General features: G+C 40.5%; 12 protein-coding genes. 3 read left to right on the forward strand and 9 right to left on the reverse strand.

Annotated features, from left to right (window positions below; genetic code table 11):
• Positions 1–17: 17 nt before the first annotated feature.
• Genes R70723_RS28780 through R70723_RS28805 form a run of 6 tightly spaced genes read right to left on the reverse strand, consistent with a single transcriptional unit; the run spans position 18 to position 9,650 of the window.
• Entirely contained in the window at positions 18–3,410 is a 3,393-nt protein-coding gene (locus R70723_RS28780; RefSeq protein WP_039877459.1) for an acyltransferase family protein, read from the reverse strand.
• Between the two features lie 12 nt (positions 3,411–3,422).
• Positions 3,423–4,469: a glycosyltransferase family 2 protein gene (locus R70723_RS28785; RefSeq protein WP_039877460.1), complete on the reverse strand. Its 1,047-nt coding sequence runs from the start codon at positions 4,467–4,469 to the stop codon at positions 3,423–3,425.
• Positions 4,459–5,472, reverse strand: a complete 1,014-nt coding sequence (locus R70723_RS28790; RefSeq protein WP_039877462.1) for a glycosyltransferase family 2 protein — start codon at positions 5,470–5,472, stop codon at positions 4,459–4,461. The genes R70723_RS28785 and R70723_RS28790 overlap by 11 nt, the downstream gene beginning before the upstream one ends.
• Before the next feature lie 18 nt (positions 5,473–5,490).
• Positions 5,491–7,476, reverse strand: coding sequence for a class I SAM-dependent methyltransferase (locus R70723_RS32645; protein WP_063837776.1), 1,986 nt, complete (start codon positions 7,474–7,476; stop codon positions 5,491–5,493).
• A gap of 43 nt (positions 7,477–7,519) precedes the next feature.
• On the reverse strand, positions 7,520–8,863 hold the full coding sequence (locus R70723_RS28800) for an ABC transporter ATP-binding protein (protein ID WP_039877464.1): 1,344 nt from the start codon (positions 8,861–8,863) through the stop codon (positions 7,520–7,522).
• Positions 8,853–9,650, reverse strand: a complete 798-nt coding sequence (locus R70723_RS28805) for an ABC transporter permease (protein ID WP_039877465.1) — start codon at positions 9,648–9,650, stop codon at positions 8,853–8,855. Before R70723_RS28805 ends, R70723_RS28800 begins: the two co-directional genes overlap by 11 nt.
• 222 nt (positions 9,651–9,872) lie before the next feature.
• Here R70723_RS28805 and R70723_RS28810 point away from each other — a divergent pair, with 222 nt between their 5' ends.
• Positions 9,873–12,329 (forward strand): O-antigen ligase family protein, encoded by a 2,457-nt coding sequence (locus R70723_RS28810; protein ID WP_039877466.1) that lies wholly within the window; start codon positions 9,873–9,875, stop codon positions 12,327–12,329.
• 88 nt (positions 12,330–12,417) lie between these two features.
• Here R70723_RS28810 and galU read toward each other — a convergent pair whose 3' ends face one another.
• On the reverse strand, positions 12,418–13,308 hold the full coding sequence (galU, locus tag R70723_RS28815; RefSeq protein WP_039877467.1) for a UTP--glucose-1-phosphate uridylyltransferase GalU: 891 nt from the start codon (positions 13,306–13,308) through the stop codon (positions 12,418–12,420).
• A 215-nt stretch (positions 13,309–13,523) separates the two neighbouring features.
• Entirely contained in the window at positions 13,524–16,043 is a 2,520-nt protein-coding gene (locus R70723_RS28820; RefSeq protein WP_039877468.1) for a U32 family peptidase, read from the reverse strand.
• Positions 16,044–16,307: 264 nt separating this feature from the next.
• On the opposite strand from R70723_RS28820, the gene rfbA reads away from it, so the two are divergent.
• Positions 16,308–17,186 carry a glucose-1-phosphate thymidylyltransferase RfbA gene (rfbA, locus tag R70723_RS28825; RefSeq protein ID WP_039877470.1) on the forward strand — a complete coding sequence of 293 codons (879 nt, stop codon included), beginning with the start codon at positions 16,308–16,310 and terminating at the stop codon, positions 17,184–17,186.
• Positions 17,187–17,206: 20 nt separating this feature from the next.
• The gene (gene rfbC / locus R70723_RS28830) at positions 17,207–17,761 is read left to right on the forward strand and encodes a dTDP-4-dehydrorhamnose 3,5-epimerase (RefSeq protein WP_039877471.1); all 555 of its coding nucleotides are present in this window, start codon (positions 17,207–17,209) and stop codon (positions 17,759–17,761) included.
• A gap of 178 nt (positions 17,762–17,939) precedes the next feature.
• Here the strand turns inward: rfbC and R70723_RS28835 are convergent, their stop codons facing one another.
• Positions 17,940–18,149 carry a hypothetical protein gene (locus tag R70723_RS28835; RefSeq protein WP_039877472.1) on the reverse strand — a complete coding sequence of 70 codons (210 nt, stop codon included), beginning with the start codon at positions 18,147–18,149 and terminating at the stop codon, positions 17,940–17,942.
• Positions 18,150–18,171 lie beyond the last annotated feature (22 nt).

Raw genomic sequence — 18,171 nt, forward strand, 5'->3', positions numbered from 1 at the left:
TCTAGCAAATACTCTGGTTACTTCGATTCAATCGAGTTAATTAGAACAGAAAGCTCCCTGGTATCATTGTTAATATTTAAATCAGCTGGAATCATAGTTCTTGCTGCCCTTAAGGTAACTTGAATCACTTTATCGGTAGGAGTTTTGACATTAAAAATGAAATTCCCTTCTCTTACTATCTGCCGGCCCACTTCTTCTCCATCTATTAAAACCTCAATTTCATTTGATTCTATATAATTTGTCATATAGCCGTTAATAATTAATGTGCCGGAATGTCCGGATGATACTTTGACGCTTGCCTCTTTCCCCATCCATCTTCCACTTCCATTACTCTCTGGAGCATACCAGCCTGTCTGATTGGTTCCTGTGGCTAATGTATTTCCAGCCTTGCTTTTATACAACTCATAACTTTCAAATTGACCAGTAACTAATCCGATACTATTTAAATTCAATGTTTCTCCTTTAAGGTCAAAAATCAGCGACCCGGGAAGTCTACCATTTGTATAAGCATCTTGACCTTGAACATTAATTTGGAATATACCATTTACAGAAACAGCACTTTGATTGTTAAGCGTGATACTGTTCTCGCCGTTAGCATTTAATTTGCCTTCAATAATGTGTTGTTTTTGTTTGCCACTGTATATCACTAAGGCTTCATTACTCGTGAAATCAGCAAGCTCTACACTTTCATTAAATTTCCCAAATACAATGTATCGTTCTTCTCTTGAGTCAAGTTCGGTCTCTTTCAGATAATATACCGGTGAATTAACACTTGAATTGGGTAACTCTTTTGTAAAGTGGACAGTTTTGCCCAGTTGAATTTTTGTATACTCATCCCAGAACGAATCATGTATGGCAAGACTCATTTCCGATTTAAATATAGAAGGAGAATATACCGTTGCACCGTCTTCAATATTGCTAAATGCATCACTATTAATAAATGAGTTTATAAATGATAACCGATGCTTTAAATATTCTTGATGTTTAGTAATGGTATTACTCTGAAAATTGCTAAAAATACATGCCAAGGCAATCATACTAGAAGCTAAACAAAGTAAGATTTTCCGATTTTTTTGAGAGGTTATTTTAGGCAATAACCAGGTTATTAACAAACAAAAAAACAATATAAAGGCAAACAATGAGATATACGAAGCAGTAACAGTCAAAAACGAACTTGTTTTTACTGCATTTTGATACAGTGGAGTCACTGACAGTAAGGTACTTGGCAAAAAACCATAAGCTGCCGTCACGCACAATAAGATGAGCATTTTCTTCAGGGGTAACGTTTCTTTAGATTCTTTCAATAATTGATAAAATACGTAGAAAGATAATATCCCTAACAGGATATTTTCCACCGTAAACACTTGGGTTGCCATATTTAAATATCGGTTATCAAACTGTTGATCCCCATATAAACTAAATAATATATACCGGTACTTGTCACTGAAGAATAATAAGCCAGGTATAGCACTAAGACTTAACACTACGATAGCATAAATGCAATCACGAATAGAAAAGCTTGCAATATCAACAGTTGCTCCTTGATACCCTGCACCGAAAAGGCTGCGCCAAATCAGATAGAATACCAGATATCCTGCAGTAGCAATTATTATTGGAAGTACTTTCAGGAAAGACTTTTTTAATTCCTTCTCTCTGCTAAGTACTATTAATAAATACAGAGGGGCGAATAAAATGAACAACTCGTAAGTAAAGAGACAGATAATATACCCTATAGTACTAAAAATGATATGTCTTGTTTGTTTTCTTTCAAGGTACAGATAAAAGCTTCTCAACGATAAAAATAAAATAGTAATACTTAGCCCGTAAAACGTTGTATACGCATTAGGGATTGTTGGTTCCCAGGAGAACGTTAAACATACGAAATAAGCAAAGCATACCATCCAGCAAAGTACACTGGATTTCCTGATTTCTTTACACAATAAGACAAAGGAATATATGTTGGAGAGCAGTATTATTAAACTCAGCGCACGAAAAACAAGCGTACTTTTAATTGCGAACATTAGCATAGCAATTACGTTCCCAAAAAAATAAGCCCTGCCTTGACCTAATGTAATATTGGCGATAGATTCATAAATGGATCCGATACCTTTCTGTGAACTTATCAGCGTTATTAACTCATCATTTACATTTATCCACGGTCGCATAAAATATGTTATTTTGTACCCAATTATAACCAGCATAAAAAAAGACAATATTGGCCTTTCTTTAATATGGGGAATAACGCCTTTTATTTTAGCATAAATCAAGGATTTCATTTTCTCACCTAATTTGATAATTGGTTTAAAGCAATAATCTAATATTAATGATAATCTTTTTTGAAATTCCGTTTTTTCACCAAGGATTAGCGTGGCTGAAATACTATTTTTACGCAAAACTATATTCACAATTAAACAAAAACCGATAGTAAACACAAGAAGTACAACCTCATAATTCGGATTCTTACCAGGTATAAGTTGCTGTACTTGGGAACGGTCAACGATATGAAGCATATAAAGAAAACCAAAGCAAATTCTAAAAGCCAAAAAATGAAACAGTGCTATAGTTAGTGTATTTCCGCCTATTTTAGTAGAGATTTTCTTTAATGTATTGATATTCCTAATTAGACAACTAATTATAAAGGTAATAGCTATACCAATAAAAGCGGAAATTACATTGATTACGGGATTACCAAAACCTCTGCTGGGATAATCCGTACCTCCCCATTTAATATTAGCAAAGTAGTATAAGGGATAAAGAAGCAGTACCAGCGCACATATGAGAATATCGCTATTAATTTTTATTTGCGCTGTCTTGAATTTACTCTTGGATAAAAGAAAACCGCACATAAAATAAAATTGAGCTATCAAAACCAGATCAAATAGCGTTCTATGAAAAACAATATTATGTCTTACATACCAGTATCCGATAATGAATAACACTACTGAAGCAATTAGTAATGCAATCTTTCTTTTTTGAAAAACATCATATAAAATCTTATGAATTACGGAACTTAAAAATAAAACAGTAAAAAACCAAGATACCCCTGCTAAATCTGAACCTATGTTAAACGCAAATAAATTATATACACTTTCGATAAAGCCCTGTGCATTCATCGGTTCGTTATAAAACAACAAACCCATTCCCAACAAATTCATTATCCATCTAAATAAGAAAAAAAGAATATTAATGCAATATACAGGTATTATTAGTCTCAAGAACCTATCTCGGGTAAACGAATAAAACCCTTGTTTGTCTAAATTCGCAGTAAATCCGGATATAAAAAAGAAGGCAGGCATGTGGAATAAATAAACATATTTAACCAGAAATCCATTCTCATGCCCGATAACTACAAATAGTATGATTAACCCTTTGAAAATATCAATCCAATCAATTCTTTTATTTGTTTCCAATGGAATACCCACCTACTTATGTCCCTTCTTAACCATTTGTGCGTTTATTTTTTCCGCTACATTTATAAACTCAAAAAAAATGGAAGTTGCTAAATATAACTTTCTTTTTAGCAATATTACACTTAGTCTCTTAAATATCCTGTGTTTGCGATTATCCATTAAACCGTTGTCCAAGACATATCTATTTTGAAAAAAGTCATCAAAACAACTATTAACTTTCCTCATGTATTCCTTAATCATAGAATATCTTTTGAAGAATTGTTGATTTCTGATTGGATAAAGCGCTACCCCAAGAATTTGATGAATATATAATGAGCCTTTAATTTGTCTTTGAATATGAATTGGCAGTTCAGCAGCACGTTCAATCGCAATATTTGTTGTTTCAATAATAACAAATCTCTTATTGCTAAATTTTGAATTTTGTATAGATCCAGGGCGCTGCACGTATTTATACATAGGTTTTTTAACAATTACACAATGATTAGCACGAGCCAAAATTATAGGTGTAACCGCTACATCTTCGTTGTTAAGCCCTGTAGGGTAATCCAACCCATTAAACAAGCTTCTATGAATAATTTTATTCCAAGAGGCAGCCACCAAAGGAGTGTCTATAATCTGAAAAAAAACGCTTCCCCTATTAGGGTTATAACAATGGCTAATTACACTTGATCCGTCCGTCTCGTACTCACAATCAATATCACAAATCCCCAGTTGTGCACCGCTCTGCTTCATTTCATTCAAAATTTCGTTATACATATCTGGGTCTATGTAATCGTCTGAATCTAAAAATATTATATACTCACCTTCAGCATGATTAAGGCCATAATTTTTAGCATCAGACAATCCACCATTAGTCTTGTAGAAATAGCGAATGATTTCCGGAAATTCCTCAAAATACTCCATAGCAATTTTTTCAGATTGATCCGGAGAGCCATCATTAACTATAAGTATTTCCGAATTATCAGGGAGTGCAGCCAGTGCTGAATCTAAACAACGTTTAAGATACCTTTCAGTATTATATACAGGTATAATTACTGAAAGTGTTTTATTATAGTCCAAATCTGAGTCGCTCCCTTTCTCTTCTTTCCAGCACTCTTTGCTTAACATCTTCTTTTAAAGCATAATTATTTAATGCATAATCTTGCATTCTGCATATTTCATCAAACTCCATTTTTTTATCAATACTTAGAGTTACGCTCTTTTCTTGCATTCTATGGTAATTCAATGATTCATCCAGATATGCTACTTTTCCAAGTTCAAGAATTTTCATATAAGCGTACCAATCCCCGGCTAATCTATATCCCTTAGAAACTTCCAGTATCTCATGGTAATCTCCATTTTTAAAGACAACGCTAGAGGCATTTGCTATGGTATTGTTAATGCACATTGTTGAAGTAATTTCCTCGACTCCATCAATAATATAGCTTTTATCCCATTTTCCGGTTTTGTAGATATCAATCCAAGGCCGTAAATCTTTCATTAAAACTTGGTTATGTTCATTCATTGTGAGAGACTCACAATACGAAATTACAACCCTGTCGTCGTCAAACCCTTCCATAATACTTTCAAGAAACCTCGGGTGGCAGCTGTCATCAGCCTCTGCAATCCACACATAATCTCCTGAAGCATGTTTAAATCCGTACTGCCATTGAGCAAATACGTTTCCGCTGTTTTTTTCGTTAATAATAAACTTTATATTCTGAGGCGATCCTAATTTTTTTAAATGTTTTTCTATCACTTCTACACTATTGTCCCGGGAACAATCATCAATTATAATCAGCTCATGAATAGGATAAGTCTGTAACAACACCGAATCAATTCGTTCGACTATATATTCTGCATAATTATAATTTGGAATCACCACTGAAACTTTTTTTATACTTTTATTTGAAAAGTCTGCATTATAGGAATTACTGTAAATATTAATAATCCCAGCCCCGGTATACTCACGGAAGAAATTACGTTTAACAAAATAGCTCATTTTTTTCTTAGTCTTGTGTCGTATAGGCAACAAATGATACATCCGTTTTGCTATTTTCCTAACCCCTTGTTTAATATTCAAAATCATTCCCCCTCACAATCAATTCTTTTTGAAATAATCCTTCAAATTTTTCCGGACCAATATATAGTTTTGTTGTATGTCATCCTTATATAACTCAAGTTCCTTATTACTTTCTTTTATCGCAGACAATTCAATACTATGTTCTTTAATTATTGCATTAAGCCGGGCCACTTCGATCTCATAATCATTGCATATCTCATTTATACGAGTATCATTGGCTCTTTGAAGTCTTGCTATTTCTCTTTCATAATCTTCAACAACTGTTTTTATTTGCTTATTCTTATCTTCAAGCTCATTTGATTGTTCATTATGAATTCGTTCTATTTCTCTTTCGTAGTCATTACAAATTTTATTTATTTGATCAGCGTAGGATTCTGCAATGCTTGTATCATCGTTATAACGACTACGCATTTCCAGATATTCTACAATATGCTTATCCAATATTTCATTCATTAATTGTTCTTCTACATCATTAAAATAATCAGTTTTGGATTCATCTATGCCGTATCTTAAAAAAAGCTCATTTTGGGAGATTATTGTTTCAATAAAACTATTAAAACGATATAAATTAGTTATGGCTCTAAACATAACAAATTCCGTTGGCAGAACTCCAAACTTCCACTCTTGATCAAAAAAACAAAATTCCCTTTCTTTTATGAAGCAATTAGAAAAGATTAAATCAATGTAACCATCCATAAAAAAAGAAAATGAGCTTTGGTCTTCAGATTTATTAGTGGAACAGGTTAGAAGCATATTCCAAAATTGATCAATTACATCGATAGCTCCCTCTTTATTTCTGTGCTTAAAGAAATCAAGAATTCTATCTTCAACTGTTTCATGAGGCATATACTCACTTACAAGCCGGTTATTAATTAAAACCTCTCTGTTCATTGGTATACCTATTTCAGAGAGCAGATGATTATTATCTTCAATCTTCTCTAAATGCTTTAATGCCTTCTCATTACAGAATTTCTCTACCTTCTTATTATCTATTATTCTTGTATGCACTCTTAAATGTTCATACCTATCGTTGTTAAAAGTAACAAAAGAAACCTTTGAATCTTCACTATAATTAATGGCCGCTTCAACAAAAAAAGAATTGGCCATCATAGGGAACGAGTTATCATCGATAAGCGCATCAATTGCGGTATGTTCACTCATATTAAGATTTTCGGTTTCAGAATAGAACGGTCTATACCTTTTCGAGTTTTTAATTGTGGGTAAATAATCGTCAGAGAATATAACCTGAGGAAGTTTATAATCTGGAAGCGGATAATAAAATTGATTGTTTTCAAACCCCGCAGAGGCCAATAACGCTTCAAGTTCATTTCGTCCAAATGTTCTGACACCCTTTGAAAGAGGGTATCCAGCAATTCCATCATATTGCACATTAGTGTGATCTTCTTTAGCGCCACACCAATATTTGAGTCCCATCCTATTTTCAATAGCGATTAAAACTTTCCCGTCAGGAGCAAGAAATTTACTGACTTTCTCCAAAAATTTGTTATATGGTTGTTCTTCATGAGTAAATGACTCGGCATATTCCAGAACACCAATTAATGTAATATAATCGTATTTATCGGGCAATTCAATATCATTTAAATTCCCTACTACAATTTCAAGATTTTCTCTATCGGAGTTTCTAATCGCAATAGCCTCTGCTCTTCGTTTAGATAATTCTATCGCTGTCACTTGACTTGCATGATCACAAAGTGTACCAGTAATAGCCCCCATCCCTGCACCAATCTCTAAAATCCTAGCCCCTTCTTTAAATGGATACCAATTGATAATATTTTTTCTAATATGAGATAAATGATACACAATAGGCCAGCGTGTATCCTTTTCGTAAATGCTCTCTATTATAGTAGGATCATCTTGTGAATTTTTTAGATAATTAATAATTTCATCTTCGATTTCGCCATCACTATAATTGTCATTTCCATTGTAATAATTTAAATTTAATAATTTAGAATGTGCTTGATATTCGTCTCCACTGACCGTCATACTCTCACCTCATTACAAATTAAACTCAGAAACTTAACTCCAATTAAATCAATTGTTCTATTTTCATCCCGAGATCTACAATACCAAAACCTAAAGTTTCGTGATGGAACTTCAGATGTATAAGATCGTACCTTCTATCTAGCGGCGGAGCCTCTAATCCTGGGACATCTTCGGCTATACCCAACGAAATAAAATAATCCCCTTCAACAAGCTGAGGAATGAAAGCAAATTTAACGCAGGAAATATTAGCCTCAGTTTGTGAAGAGACCTCAATTGAATCATCTCTAGAATTATTCCCATATACAGTAACGCCATCCACCGTTTTAATAGTTAAGCCGTAGATAGGCGAAGTCACATTATCATTAAACTTAACTTTCATAATAATTTGAAGCAATTCGGTTGAACTACAATCGATCGGATCTACCATATCATTTGACAACACCAGATAATCTATAATTTCGGCTCTTTTATCTCCCCATCTAAATTCATTTTGATTATAACTCCTTCTATTTTCGCAATTGGCCTCAAAATTTTGACTCGTTATAAATTCAATTGTTTCTTGAGAATATTTCTGTTGCATTTCCGCATCTAATTCTCTGTCTTGAGCTTTCGTTTCCGGGATTTGCGCCGTATCACTAAGTTTTTTCTGTTTACCATAAATCAGATCCAAATAAGTATTAACAACCTCTTTAGGAAGCCCCTCTTGGATTAATTCACCTTTATTAATCAGATATGCATAATCACAATGCCTTATAAGTAACTCAGTCGCATGCGTAACAAACAAAATCGTTTTACCACGTTCCTGAAACTCTTTAAATTTTCGAAAACACTTACTTTGAAAGCGTACATCCCCCACAGCTAGTGCTTCATCAACAATAAGAATATCGGGATCGGTATGAACTGCTGTAGCGAACGCCAATCTAAGGAACATTCCGCTTGAGTATGTTTTAACCGGTTGATCAATAAAGTGACCAATCTCTGCAAATTGTTCAATATCACTAAATCTTTCATTAATCTCTTCTCTGGTTAAGCCTAATATTGTTGCATTCATATATACATTTTCTCTTCCGGTAAACTCCGGATTAAAACCCGATCCCAGCTCTAGTAGTGCAGCAATTCTGCCGTTGACTTCAATCTCACCGCTTGTAGATTTTAGAATACCTGTAATGATCTGCAGCAGAGTACTTTTTCCCGAACCGTTTTGCCCTATTAAACCAATTGTTTTCCCTTTAGGAATATTTATTGTGATATTATTCAAAGCATTGACTTCATTAAACTTCTTCCAGTTTTTAAACAGTGAGGAAACCATTCTGTCAGCAGGGCTGTTGTACAAATAATACTTTTTACTTATATTTTTTATTTCAATTGCATTATCCTCAGATAACATCTGCAAAGGCTCCCTTCAACTTTATAAAGAAATAATAACCAGCCACAAAAATTAAAATGGATATCGAGGTAATATTGGCCCATTGTATCCAGTCCGGAATTTCACCCCATAATACAATTTCCCTCATCTGCTGTATTACAATTCCAAGAGGATTAAAATTATAAATACCCTTCAAATAGTCAGGAACATTTTCTATTGAATAAAAAACCGGGGAAAGAAAAAGTACAATTTGAAGAATCAATGTCACAATATAATTTGTGTCTTTAAAGAAGACTCCCAATGCAGCCAAAAACCAGGCTAAGCCCATAGATAATAAAATAATTGGAAATAAAACCACGGGAATGAGGAAAATCGTCCAAGATAAGGCTTGTCCTAAAAAAACATTCATTATAATCAGTACAATCAGGCTAATAAGTCCATTAAATAAAGCGGTTAGCATTAAAACAACAACTAATATTTCAAGAGGGAATATTATTTTTTTCACATAATTAACATTAGATTGAATGATTGTGGCTGACCGGCTTAACACCTCTGAAAACAAGTTATATACAATCATCCCCGTAAAAAGAGTCAGGCCAAAAATAAATGTACTCTCATTTTCGGTATTTCCCCATTTGGACTTAAATATCTCACCGAAGACAATAGTATAGATGATCAGCATAATCAAAGGATTCAGAATCGCCCAAATTTTCCCCAAAATAGAACCTCGGTATTTAACTAATATATCCCTTTTTGCCAGTTGCATAATTAAATTTTTATTTCTGCAAATCGATGAAAAAACAGACATTATTTTCTCTCTCCTTGATTCATAAATAAAATAAACTTAAAATAAAATCTATGTATTAATAGATTTTTACAGATTTGTTATCATCAAGCACATCAGTCTCCCATACCTTTGATTCTCTCCCAACTCATATTTATGCATGTTTATAAAATCGAAATATTACTGACTCTAAGTATAATGATATGCTAAAATATTGTCGTACCTACAGGAAAAGGAGATTAAAACGTGTCGAAACCAGTATACGGTAAAAATGCAGCCCAGTCGAGAAATGTAGAAAAGATATCCAGCCAGGTGTGGGCATTGGCGGTTGCTTTTATTTTGTTTCTGATCTGGACCCCGTTCCAGGTTGGCTTGTTCAACGGGCAGTCGTTAGATTTTGAGAAGCCGATCTACATAGCCTCAGTACTTAGCAGTTTCCTGCTGCTGGTCTGGATAGGCTTGTACTTTACAAAGTTCAAGATTGAGGAGCAGCGTGACTTGGTCGTAGTTGCTGCATTGCTGCTTCCTATAACATATGCGTTGTCGCTTTTTGGTGCAGCTTCGCATTATATGGCGATGAATATGCTGCTTATTCAGAGCATGTACATTGCAATATTCATTATAGCGTTATATCTGCTCAAGCAAAAGCGACTAAATGTTGTCATACAGAATGCGATTCTTGCTATCTCCTATTTTATCGTAATGTTTGGCCTGATTAACTGGCTTGGCGGCGCGAAATTTGCCGGAGGTCTGATTGGATGGTTTTCGAATACAGTAATTAATGGTATTTATCTGGATGCGGTCATGACCGACTCTAACGGTCTGCGTTTAACCTCCGTTTTCCAATATGCGAATACTTATGCCGCCTTTTTGATGGCGTTTCTGTTTGTAGCGGTATTTGCCCTGATCCGCTCTAAAAAGTGGTATGGGACGCTGACACACGGTTTTATGCTGGTGCCCATTATCGTTTCATTGCTGCTTACCTTATCCCGCGGCGGACTTGTTATGTTGCCTGTCGTGTTTATCCTGCTGCTAGTGCTGCTAAAACCAGCCCAGCAGATCCTCTGGATTATTCATCTGGCGATTGCAGGTATTGCTGCACTGGCGGTAACGAACCCGCTGACCTCTCTCGGAACCGAGCTGAATGCAGCATTCACTTCCGGGGCTGCATTAAAGGGTTGGGCTTACCTGATCATTGCTTCTCTGGTAGTAGCCGGGCTAGGATGGGTTATACAACATTATGTAGCACCTTGGCTGGAGAGTAAGCTTGGTGCCTGGGGATCACGCAAAGGAACCGGCCTCTGGCTTCCGCTCGGCTCACTTGTTCTTGTAGGAATTGTCGCCTTTCTGCTGATCGGAACAAGCGTACGCAGCATCCTGCCTGCGAACATCGAAACCCGTCTGGAGAATATTAACTTTAAGCAGCACAGTGTATTGGAACGGTTCACTTTTTATAAAGATGCTATGAAGGTTGTTAAGGATCATCCCATTATCGGAGCCGGCGGCGGCGGCTGGGCATCTCTTTATGAGCAATATCAGAACAACCCTTATACCAGCCGTCAGGCACACAACTTCTTCCTGCAGTATCTGATTGAGGTTGGGATTGTCGGATTTATCGTGTTTATTGGATTTATCGGGTATGTTTTCTACAAATATATCCGTGGCTATCTCAAGCGTGACCAGGATGACTTTGCTAATGGCTACTTCTTCTATATCATTGCACTATCCATACTCGTGCACAGCTTACTGGATTTCAACTTAAGTTATGCTTTTATGGGCCTCCTGGTCTTCCTCAGTCTTGCCGGCATGGGCATTTCAATGGATAATAAGGTGCTGCGCGGTAACTGGAACAAGGCTGGCCTGCGGATAGGTTACCTGTCAGCAGTTGCTGTCGGAACCGTCTTTCTTCTGTTCCTGTCCATTAATTACTTGAGCTCCAGCAATTCAGCGATGAACGCCAAGAATCTTGTTGGTGTCAGCCAGTCCTATGAAGAGATCAAGGCACCTCTGGTGAAGGCACTGGACAAGCGTCCCTTCCATCCTGAATCGGTCATATATCTTTCATCCGTAGATCAGCAGGTCTTTACCCAGACCCAGGATTCTCAGTACATTGATGAAGCCTATAACACTGTAACCCGGGCGCTGGAAGATGAGCCTAATAATAAGGAATTGCTGAAGCAGCTTGCCGGTATTTACGATCTGAAAGGACAAGCCGATCTTGCCTTTACTGTATACCAGGATAATGCTTATAAATTCTACTGGGATATTGAATGGTACGATGCCATTATTAGCCGCTCGTTCTCTTTGAGCTACACGGCTCATGAGCTGCAGGATACTGCCAAGAAACAGGAATATATTACTACCGGTCTTAATGCTTATAAGCATGTGGTTGATGGAGTGGAGCATTTAAAGACACTGCCGCCTGAACAGCTGCAGGGACGTCCATTCTCCGTTACGCCTAACATCGCATTGAATGCCGGTAAGCTGCAGCTGATGTCCGGGGATAATGAGCTTGCGGCTGCAACCCTTAAATCAGGTCTTAGCGAAGATTACGCAGATGCTACTAACCGTGACATCGCCCGCTGGTACCTGGCTGCGTTGAAGCGCAGCGGCGGACAGGATCAGGCTGTCTATGACCTGCTGATTGCTGCTGATGCAGCGGAAGCGGCGCAGATTGATGCGATTGCCGGACAGCAGTTCTAATTGAACACAAAAAAAGGGACAGGGCTGTTAAATACAGCTCGTCCCTTTTTTATTAAAAACGTATGCTTTTGTATCATACAGAATTCATTTACAGCTTACCTGTCTTCGCAGCCTCACTGTCAATAACCTCTTTAAGGTACTCCAGCAGCCCTTCCTTAAGCTCCTCATGCTGCAGCGCATAATGAATCGTCGTCTGGATAAAACCCATCTTCTCGCCGACGTCATGCCGTCTGCCTTCGAAATCATAGGCAATGATCCGTTCCACATCACTCAGACGTGCGATCGCATCTGTAAGCTGGATTTCTCCGCCTACCCCCACCTGCTGTTCGCCCAGCATATCAAAGATGCGCGGAGTCAGGATATAACGCCCCAGAATAGCCAGGTTAGATGGCGCATCTTCACGCTTTGGCTTTTCCACCAGCCGGTTAGCTTTGTAGACACGATCTGCCAGTTGGGTGCCGTCTACAAGACCGTAGCGGGATACCTCTTCCCATGGTACAGGCTGTACCCCGACAATGGAGGATTTATATTCTTCGTAGACCTCGATCATCTGCTTGAGACAAGGTTTATCTGCTTCGACGATATCGTCGCCTAGCAATACTGCAAACGGCTCATTACCGATAAATTTGCGGGCACACCAGATGGCATGTCCCAGGCCGCGCGGCTCCTTTTGCCGGATATAATGGATGTCGGCCATCTCAGAGGATTTGCGCACAGACTCAAGAAGTTCCCACTTCTGCTTCTCGGCGAGATTAAACTCCAGCTCAAATGAATTGTCAAAATGGTCCTCAATCGCCCGTTTGCCCTTACCCGTGACGATGATAATGTCTTCAATACCAGAGGCAACAGCTTCTTCGACAATATATTGAATCGTTGGCTTGTCTACAATCGGCAGCATTTCTTTGGGCATCGCTTTGGTAGCAGGCAGGAAGCGTGTACCCAGACCAGCCGCGGGAATAATCGCTTTACGGATTTTCATGAATTAGCTCCTTCTGATTTTGGTTCTTATGAAATGGCCCGAATTTCGGCGAAACTGGGCATATTAGATTTAATTATAGCAGTTTAGGAGGCTTTTTGGCAGTTAAATTGTTATATGTTAGGAACAAAGGCTGTTTATGCAAAAATAGCCAAGGCACACTCAAGTTCGGCACAATATGCTCTTGAGTGGCCCTGGCTCTATATAATAATCCGGACTTACTTAGCGTTAACCAGCTGTCCCCGCGTTACACCAAGCTGATTGGTTGCCTTAAGGCTCTTCCAGACTTGGGTACCGGAGATTTCACCACGCAGAGCGCGCGTATAGAGGCTGATAACTTCTTCAACCTGCTCCGGTGTTTCCTCCAGGAATTCTACCCGGAAGGAAGAGACGCCCAGATCGCGGAAATTGTTCAGGTATTCTGCACCGGACTGCTCTACTGCATTATATACAGTATTGCGGCAGCCTTCGTCAACACGGACCGGATGTGACATACCGATACGGTCCTGCAGTGAAGCGCGCTGCTCTTCACATGGACGGCCGCAGTTGGTGTAGTTGGTGCCTTCACTCATGAAGGTACAGTACACACAGTGCTCTGTATGAAACATCGGCAGATGCTGATGAATCACTACCTCCATACGCGAGGTATCACTACGTCCCAGTAGATCGACCATCTGCTGAATATTCAGGTCATAGGATGGCGTTACTGCATCCAGACCGGATTCCAGGAACAGGTCAACTGCTTTGTGGTTAGCGATGTTCAGTGAGAAGTCACCGATCAGGCGCGGATGCTGTGCATCCGGATGCTCCATCCGGTGCTTGAGATAGTAATACAGCGCACCGGTGTTGCGCACCAGCACAGCATCCGGCTGCAGGCGCAGAATATTGGCGTGGTAGCCGTTTTCGCCCGGCATATGGATGCGCGGCGTAGCCAGCGCAATACTGGCTCCCGCAGCCCGTACAGCGTCTACCGCTGCCGGGAACTGCTTGATGAACTCGAAATCGGCGTATATGTTCGTTACGCCGGCTTCGAGTGCAGCCTGCACCTGCGGCAGGCTGCGGCACAGCGCGGTGAGCTCCGCTTCACCGCGCAGCCCGGCGCCGCCCCTGCGGGCAGCGTCGCCATAGACCTCTACCGCCCGTTTCACGTAGACGGGCGGCTTCGGGCGCTCGCCGGCAAGCAGCTCCACCGCCTGACGGCGGATGCTGTTCAGCTCGCGCATAGGCACGATCACGTCGCCTTCCAGCTGCGACTCAAGCGCCTCAAGCTGGAACACGGTCCCGCCAAGGCGGCCGAATTGCTCTTCCAGCAGGGCGGTGTCCATCGGGCGCTTCTGCGCGGCTTCCAGCAGCAGCTCCGAGTTCACTTGAACCGTAACGTTCTTCTGAACGTCGGTCCACCAGGTGGCAAGCGGCTCGCCAACGCGGCCCTCGACCTTCACTTGTACCGGGAAGACACGGTACGGCTTCTCGGTTTCGTAGGACTGACGCAGCGACTTATCGAGCGCCGGGTCATTAGTCTTCCAGATGCGGTCGCCGACGTGCAGTCTGCGCAGGTCTACATCGTTACGGCCGGGCACGATGTCAACGATCCAGCCCTCGCCGGCCTCGCCCTCAAGCTTCACGCCTTTACGGCGCAGGTCATAGACGCGTCCGCCCTCTTCCTTCTTCGTAGGATCACCGGCGTCAAAAACAATCCCGTCCCCGCGCTTAAGCGGAGCATGGATGCGGCAGACTACGCCATCGCGCAGGATCTGCTCCACGGTGCCCATGTAAACACCGCGGCTTTTTGGAAATGTTCCATCTACCAGCTTCTTGTTATTCGTCCCTTCGAGGAAACCATGCGTAAAGCCGCGCGAAAAGCTCTGCTGCAGCTCACGCATATCCTCCTTGGAGGTCGGCGACCAGTTCCCGTCAAAGTAACGGTCAATCGCTTTACGGTATTTGCTGACCACGTTCGCCACGTATTCCGGGGTCTTGAGCCGGCCTTCGATTTTGAAGGAGGTCACGCCCGCCTCAATCAGCTCAGGCATCAGGTCAATCGCCGCCAGATCCTTCGGAGACAACAGATACGTCACATCACCCATCGGTTGAATAACACCATCTACCATCAGATCATACGGAAGACGGCAGGCCTGGGCGCATTCACCACGGTTCGCAGACCGTCCGCCCCACATTTCCGAGGTCAGACACTGACCCGAATAGGAAACACACAGCGCACCGTGCACAAACACCTCCATTGGCAGGCGGGCCTGATCACCAATCGTCTTGATCTGCTTTAGGTTATTTTCACGTCCAAGTACGACACGTTCCATACCCCAGGGCTTGGTAAATTCCACCGCTTCCGGTGAAGTAATCGTCATTTGCGTCGAGCCGTGAATCGGGAAGTCGGGGGAGATTTCGCGGATCATACGCACCAGCCCCAAATCCTGGACAATTACCGCATCCACACCTGCATCAATACAAGCATCGATCAGTTCCTTGGCATCTGCCAGCTCATTCTCAAACACCAGTATATTAAACGTCAAAAAGCCCTTCACTCCATAGCTATGAAGAAACGCCATAATCTCCGGCAGCTCGTCCATGCGGAAGTTGTTGGCTCTCGCCCGCGCATTAAACTTTTCTACGCCAAAAAAGACCGCATCCGCACCGTTCGCCACTGCTGCACGCATACACTCCCAGTCACCGGCCGGAGCCAGCAGCTCTACGTCTTCTCTGCGTATTCCTTGCTCGTTCATTTATATCCTCCCAAACCGCCGTCTGGCGGGTCATTTCCAAACCTTTAACTTATTAATTGTATCAAATATCACAGCTATCCGCCACAAAAATAGAAACACTTGGATTTATTTTTCATCTCAGGTAGAACCTAATATACACATGTATTTTTGTCTAGATAGACAAACCAAGAACATAGAGCGTAAAATATATATTGAAGTGATAATTACACAAAAGTTGATACTGTTTCCAAAATTAATATACTGCAAGGAGAGCTGACAACAGTTATGAAAGGTATAATTCTTGCGGGAGGAAGCGGCACTCGCCTTTACCCTCTCACAATGGTGACCAGCAAACAGTTATTGCCAGTCTATGATAAACCAATGATTTATTACCCTCTATCTACCCTGATGCTGGCAGGCATCAAAGATATTTTAATTATCTCCACTACTGAGGACACACCCCGTTTCGAAAATCTGCTCGGCGATGGGTCCCAGTTTGGCATTTCGCTTCAATACATTGTTCAGCCCAGTCCAGACGGACTTGCGCAGGCTTTTATTCTCGGTGAATCATTCATCGGGGAAGATTCCGTTGCGATGATACTCGGAGACAATATCTATTACGGAAATGGTATGACCAAGATTTTAAAGCAGGCTGCTAGTAAAGAAAGCGGCGCCACCGTATTCGGATATCATGTGCCCGATCCCGAACGCTTTGGCGTGGTCGAATTTGATAAAGATGGCAAAGTTCTCAGTGTGGAAGAGAAACCAGTAAGCCCCAAGTCTAATTATGCGGTAACAGGTCTTTATTTCTATGACAATCGTGTTGTTTCTTTGGCTAAAGAGGTGAAGCCATCACACCGGGGCGAATTGGAGATCACGTCCATTAATGAAGCCTATTTAAAAATGGGCGAGCTGGATGTCGCTCTGCTGGGACGAGGCTTCACATGGTTGGATACGGGAACACACCAAAGTCTGGTCGATGCTACTAACTTTGTCAGAACGATTGAAGATCATCAAGGCATTAAAATTTCTGCTCCTGAAGAGATCGCTTATATAAACGGCTGGATTACAAAGGAACATCTGCTGGAGTGTGGGCATAAGCTGAGTAAAACCGGATACGGTCAATACCTGATTAAGGTGGCTAACGGAAAAATCCAATTTTAATATCTGAGAGAGTGAAAAAAATGAATTTTACCAAGACTAATTTGGAAGGCGTTCTCGTTGTCGAACCCGAAGTTTTTGGAGACCACCGCGGCTGGTTTATGGAGACATATAGTGAAGCAAAATTCCAGGAACAAAATCTTAATTACAAGTTCGTTCAGGACAATCAGTCTTACTCAGCCGAAAAAGGAACATTGCGCGGTCTTCATTATCAATTAAATCCAAAAGCTCAAACCAAGCTTGTCCGCTGTACACGAGGGTCCATCTATGATGTAGCAGTAGATATCCGTCAAGGGAGCCCTTCTTACGGTAAATGGTTCGGTATTGAGCTAACGGCTGAGAATAAGAAGCAATTGTTAATCCCTAAGGGTTTTGCCCACGGATTCATGACGCTGACAGAGGATGTGGAAGTCCAGTATAAGTGCGATGAATTGTATGCACCTGAATGTGACGGTGGTATTTTGTGGAATGATCCAGACATTGGTATTGAGTGGCCGATTAATGTTTCTCCGGTACTGTCTGCCAAAGATGAGAATGCCCCGTTGCTTAAGGAAATCTCGGTTAACTTCGTCTATTAAAGGGACAGTAGTATTAATGATTTCCAGCTGATTTCAACCTATTTAATAAAAGTCAATTTTAATAAATAACGTCCCAGGCCACTTCAGGCTTGGGACGTTATTTATTGACTAAAGTTCAGAATAATCCGTGTCTATTTACAGTTATTACAAATACATTTTGTCTTCGGCTAGGTTACCCTCAGCTTAACCAATTCATAACCATCGCATAATCCGAAACAAGAAAGACAAGCAGACTGACTACACCAAAAGCAATGGCAAACTTGTTCTTCTGCGGAGCACGGAGCAGCCGGATGACGCCGATAAAAATCAGCACGGTGAAAGCAATCATAAAGAGGTCGAAGGTATGAAAGGTAGACGTTTCTTGCACAGCAGCCTCTGCCAGCAGCATGGCATTACCTCCCCGAAAAGGT

The sequence above is a fragment of the Paenibacillus sp. FSL R7-0273 genome (genome assembly GCF_000758625.1).
GTDB lineage: Bacteria > Bacillota > Bacilli > Paenibacillales > Paenibacillaceae > Paenibacillus_AQ.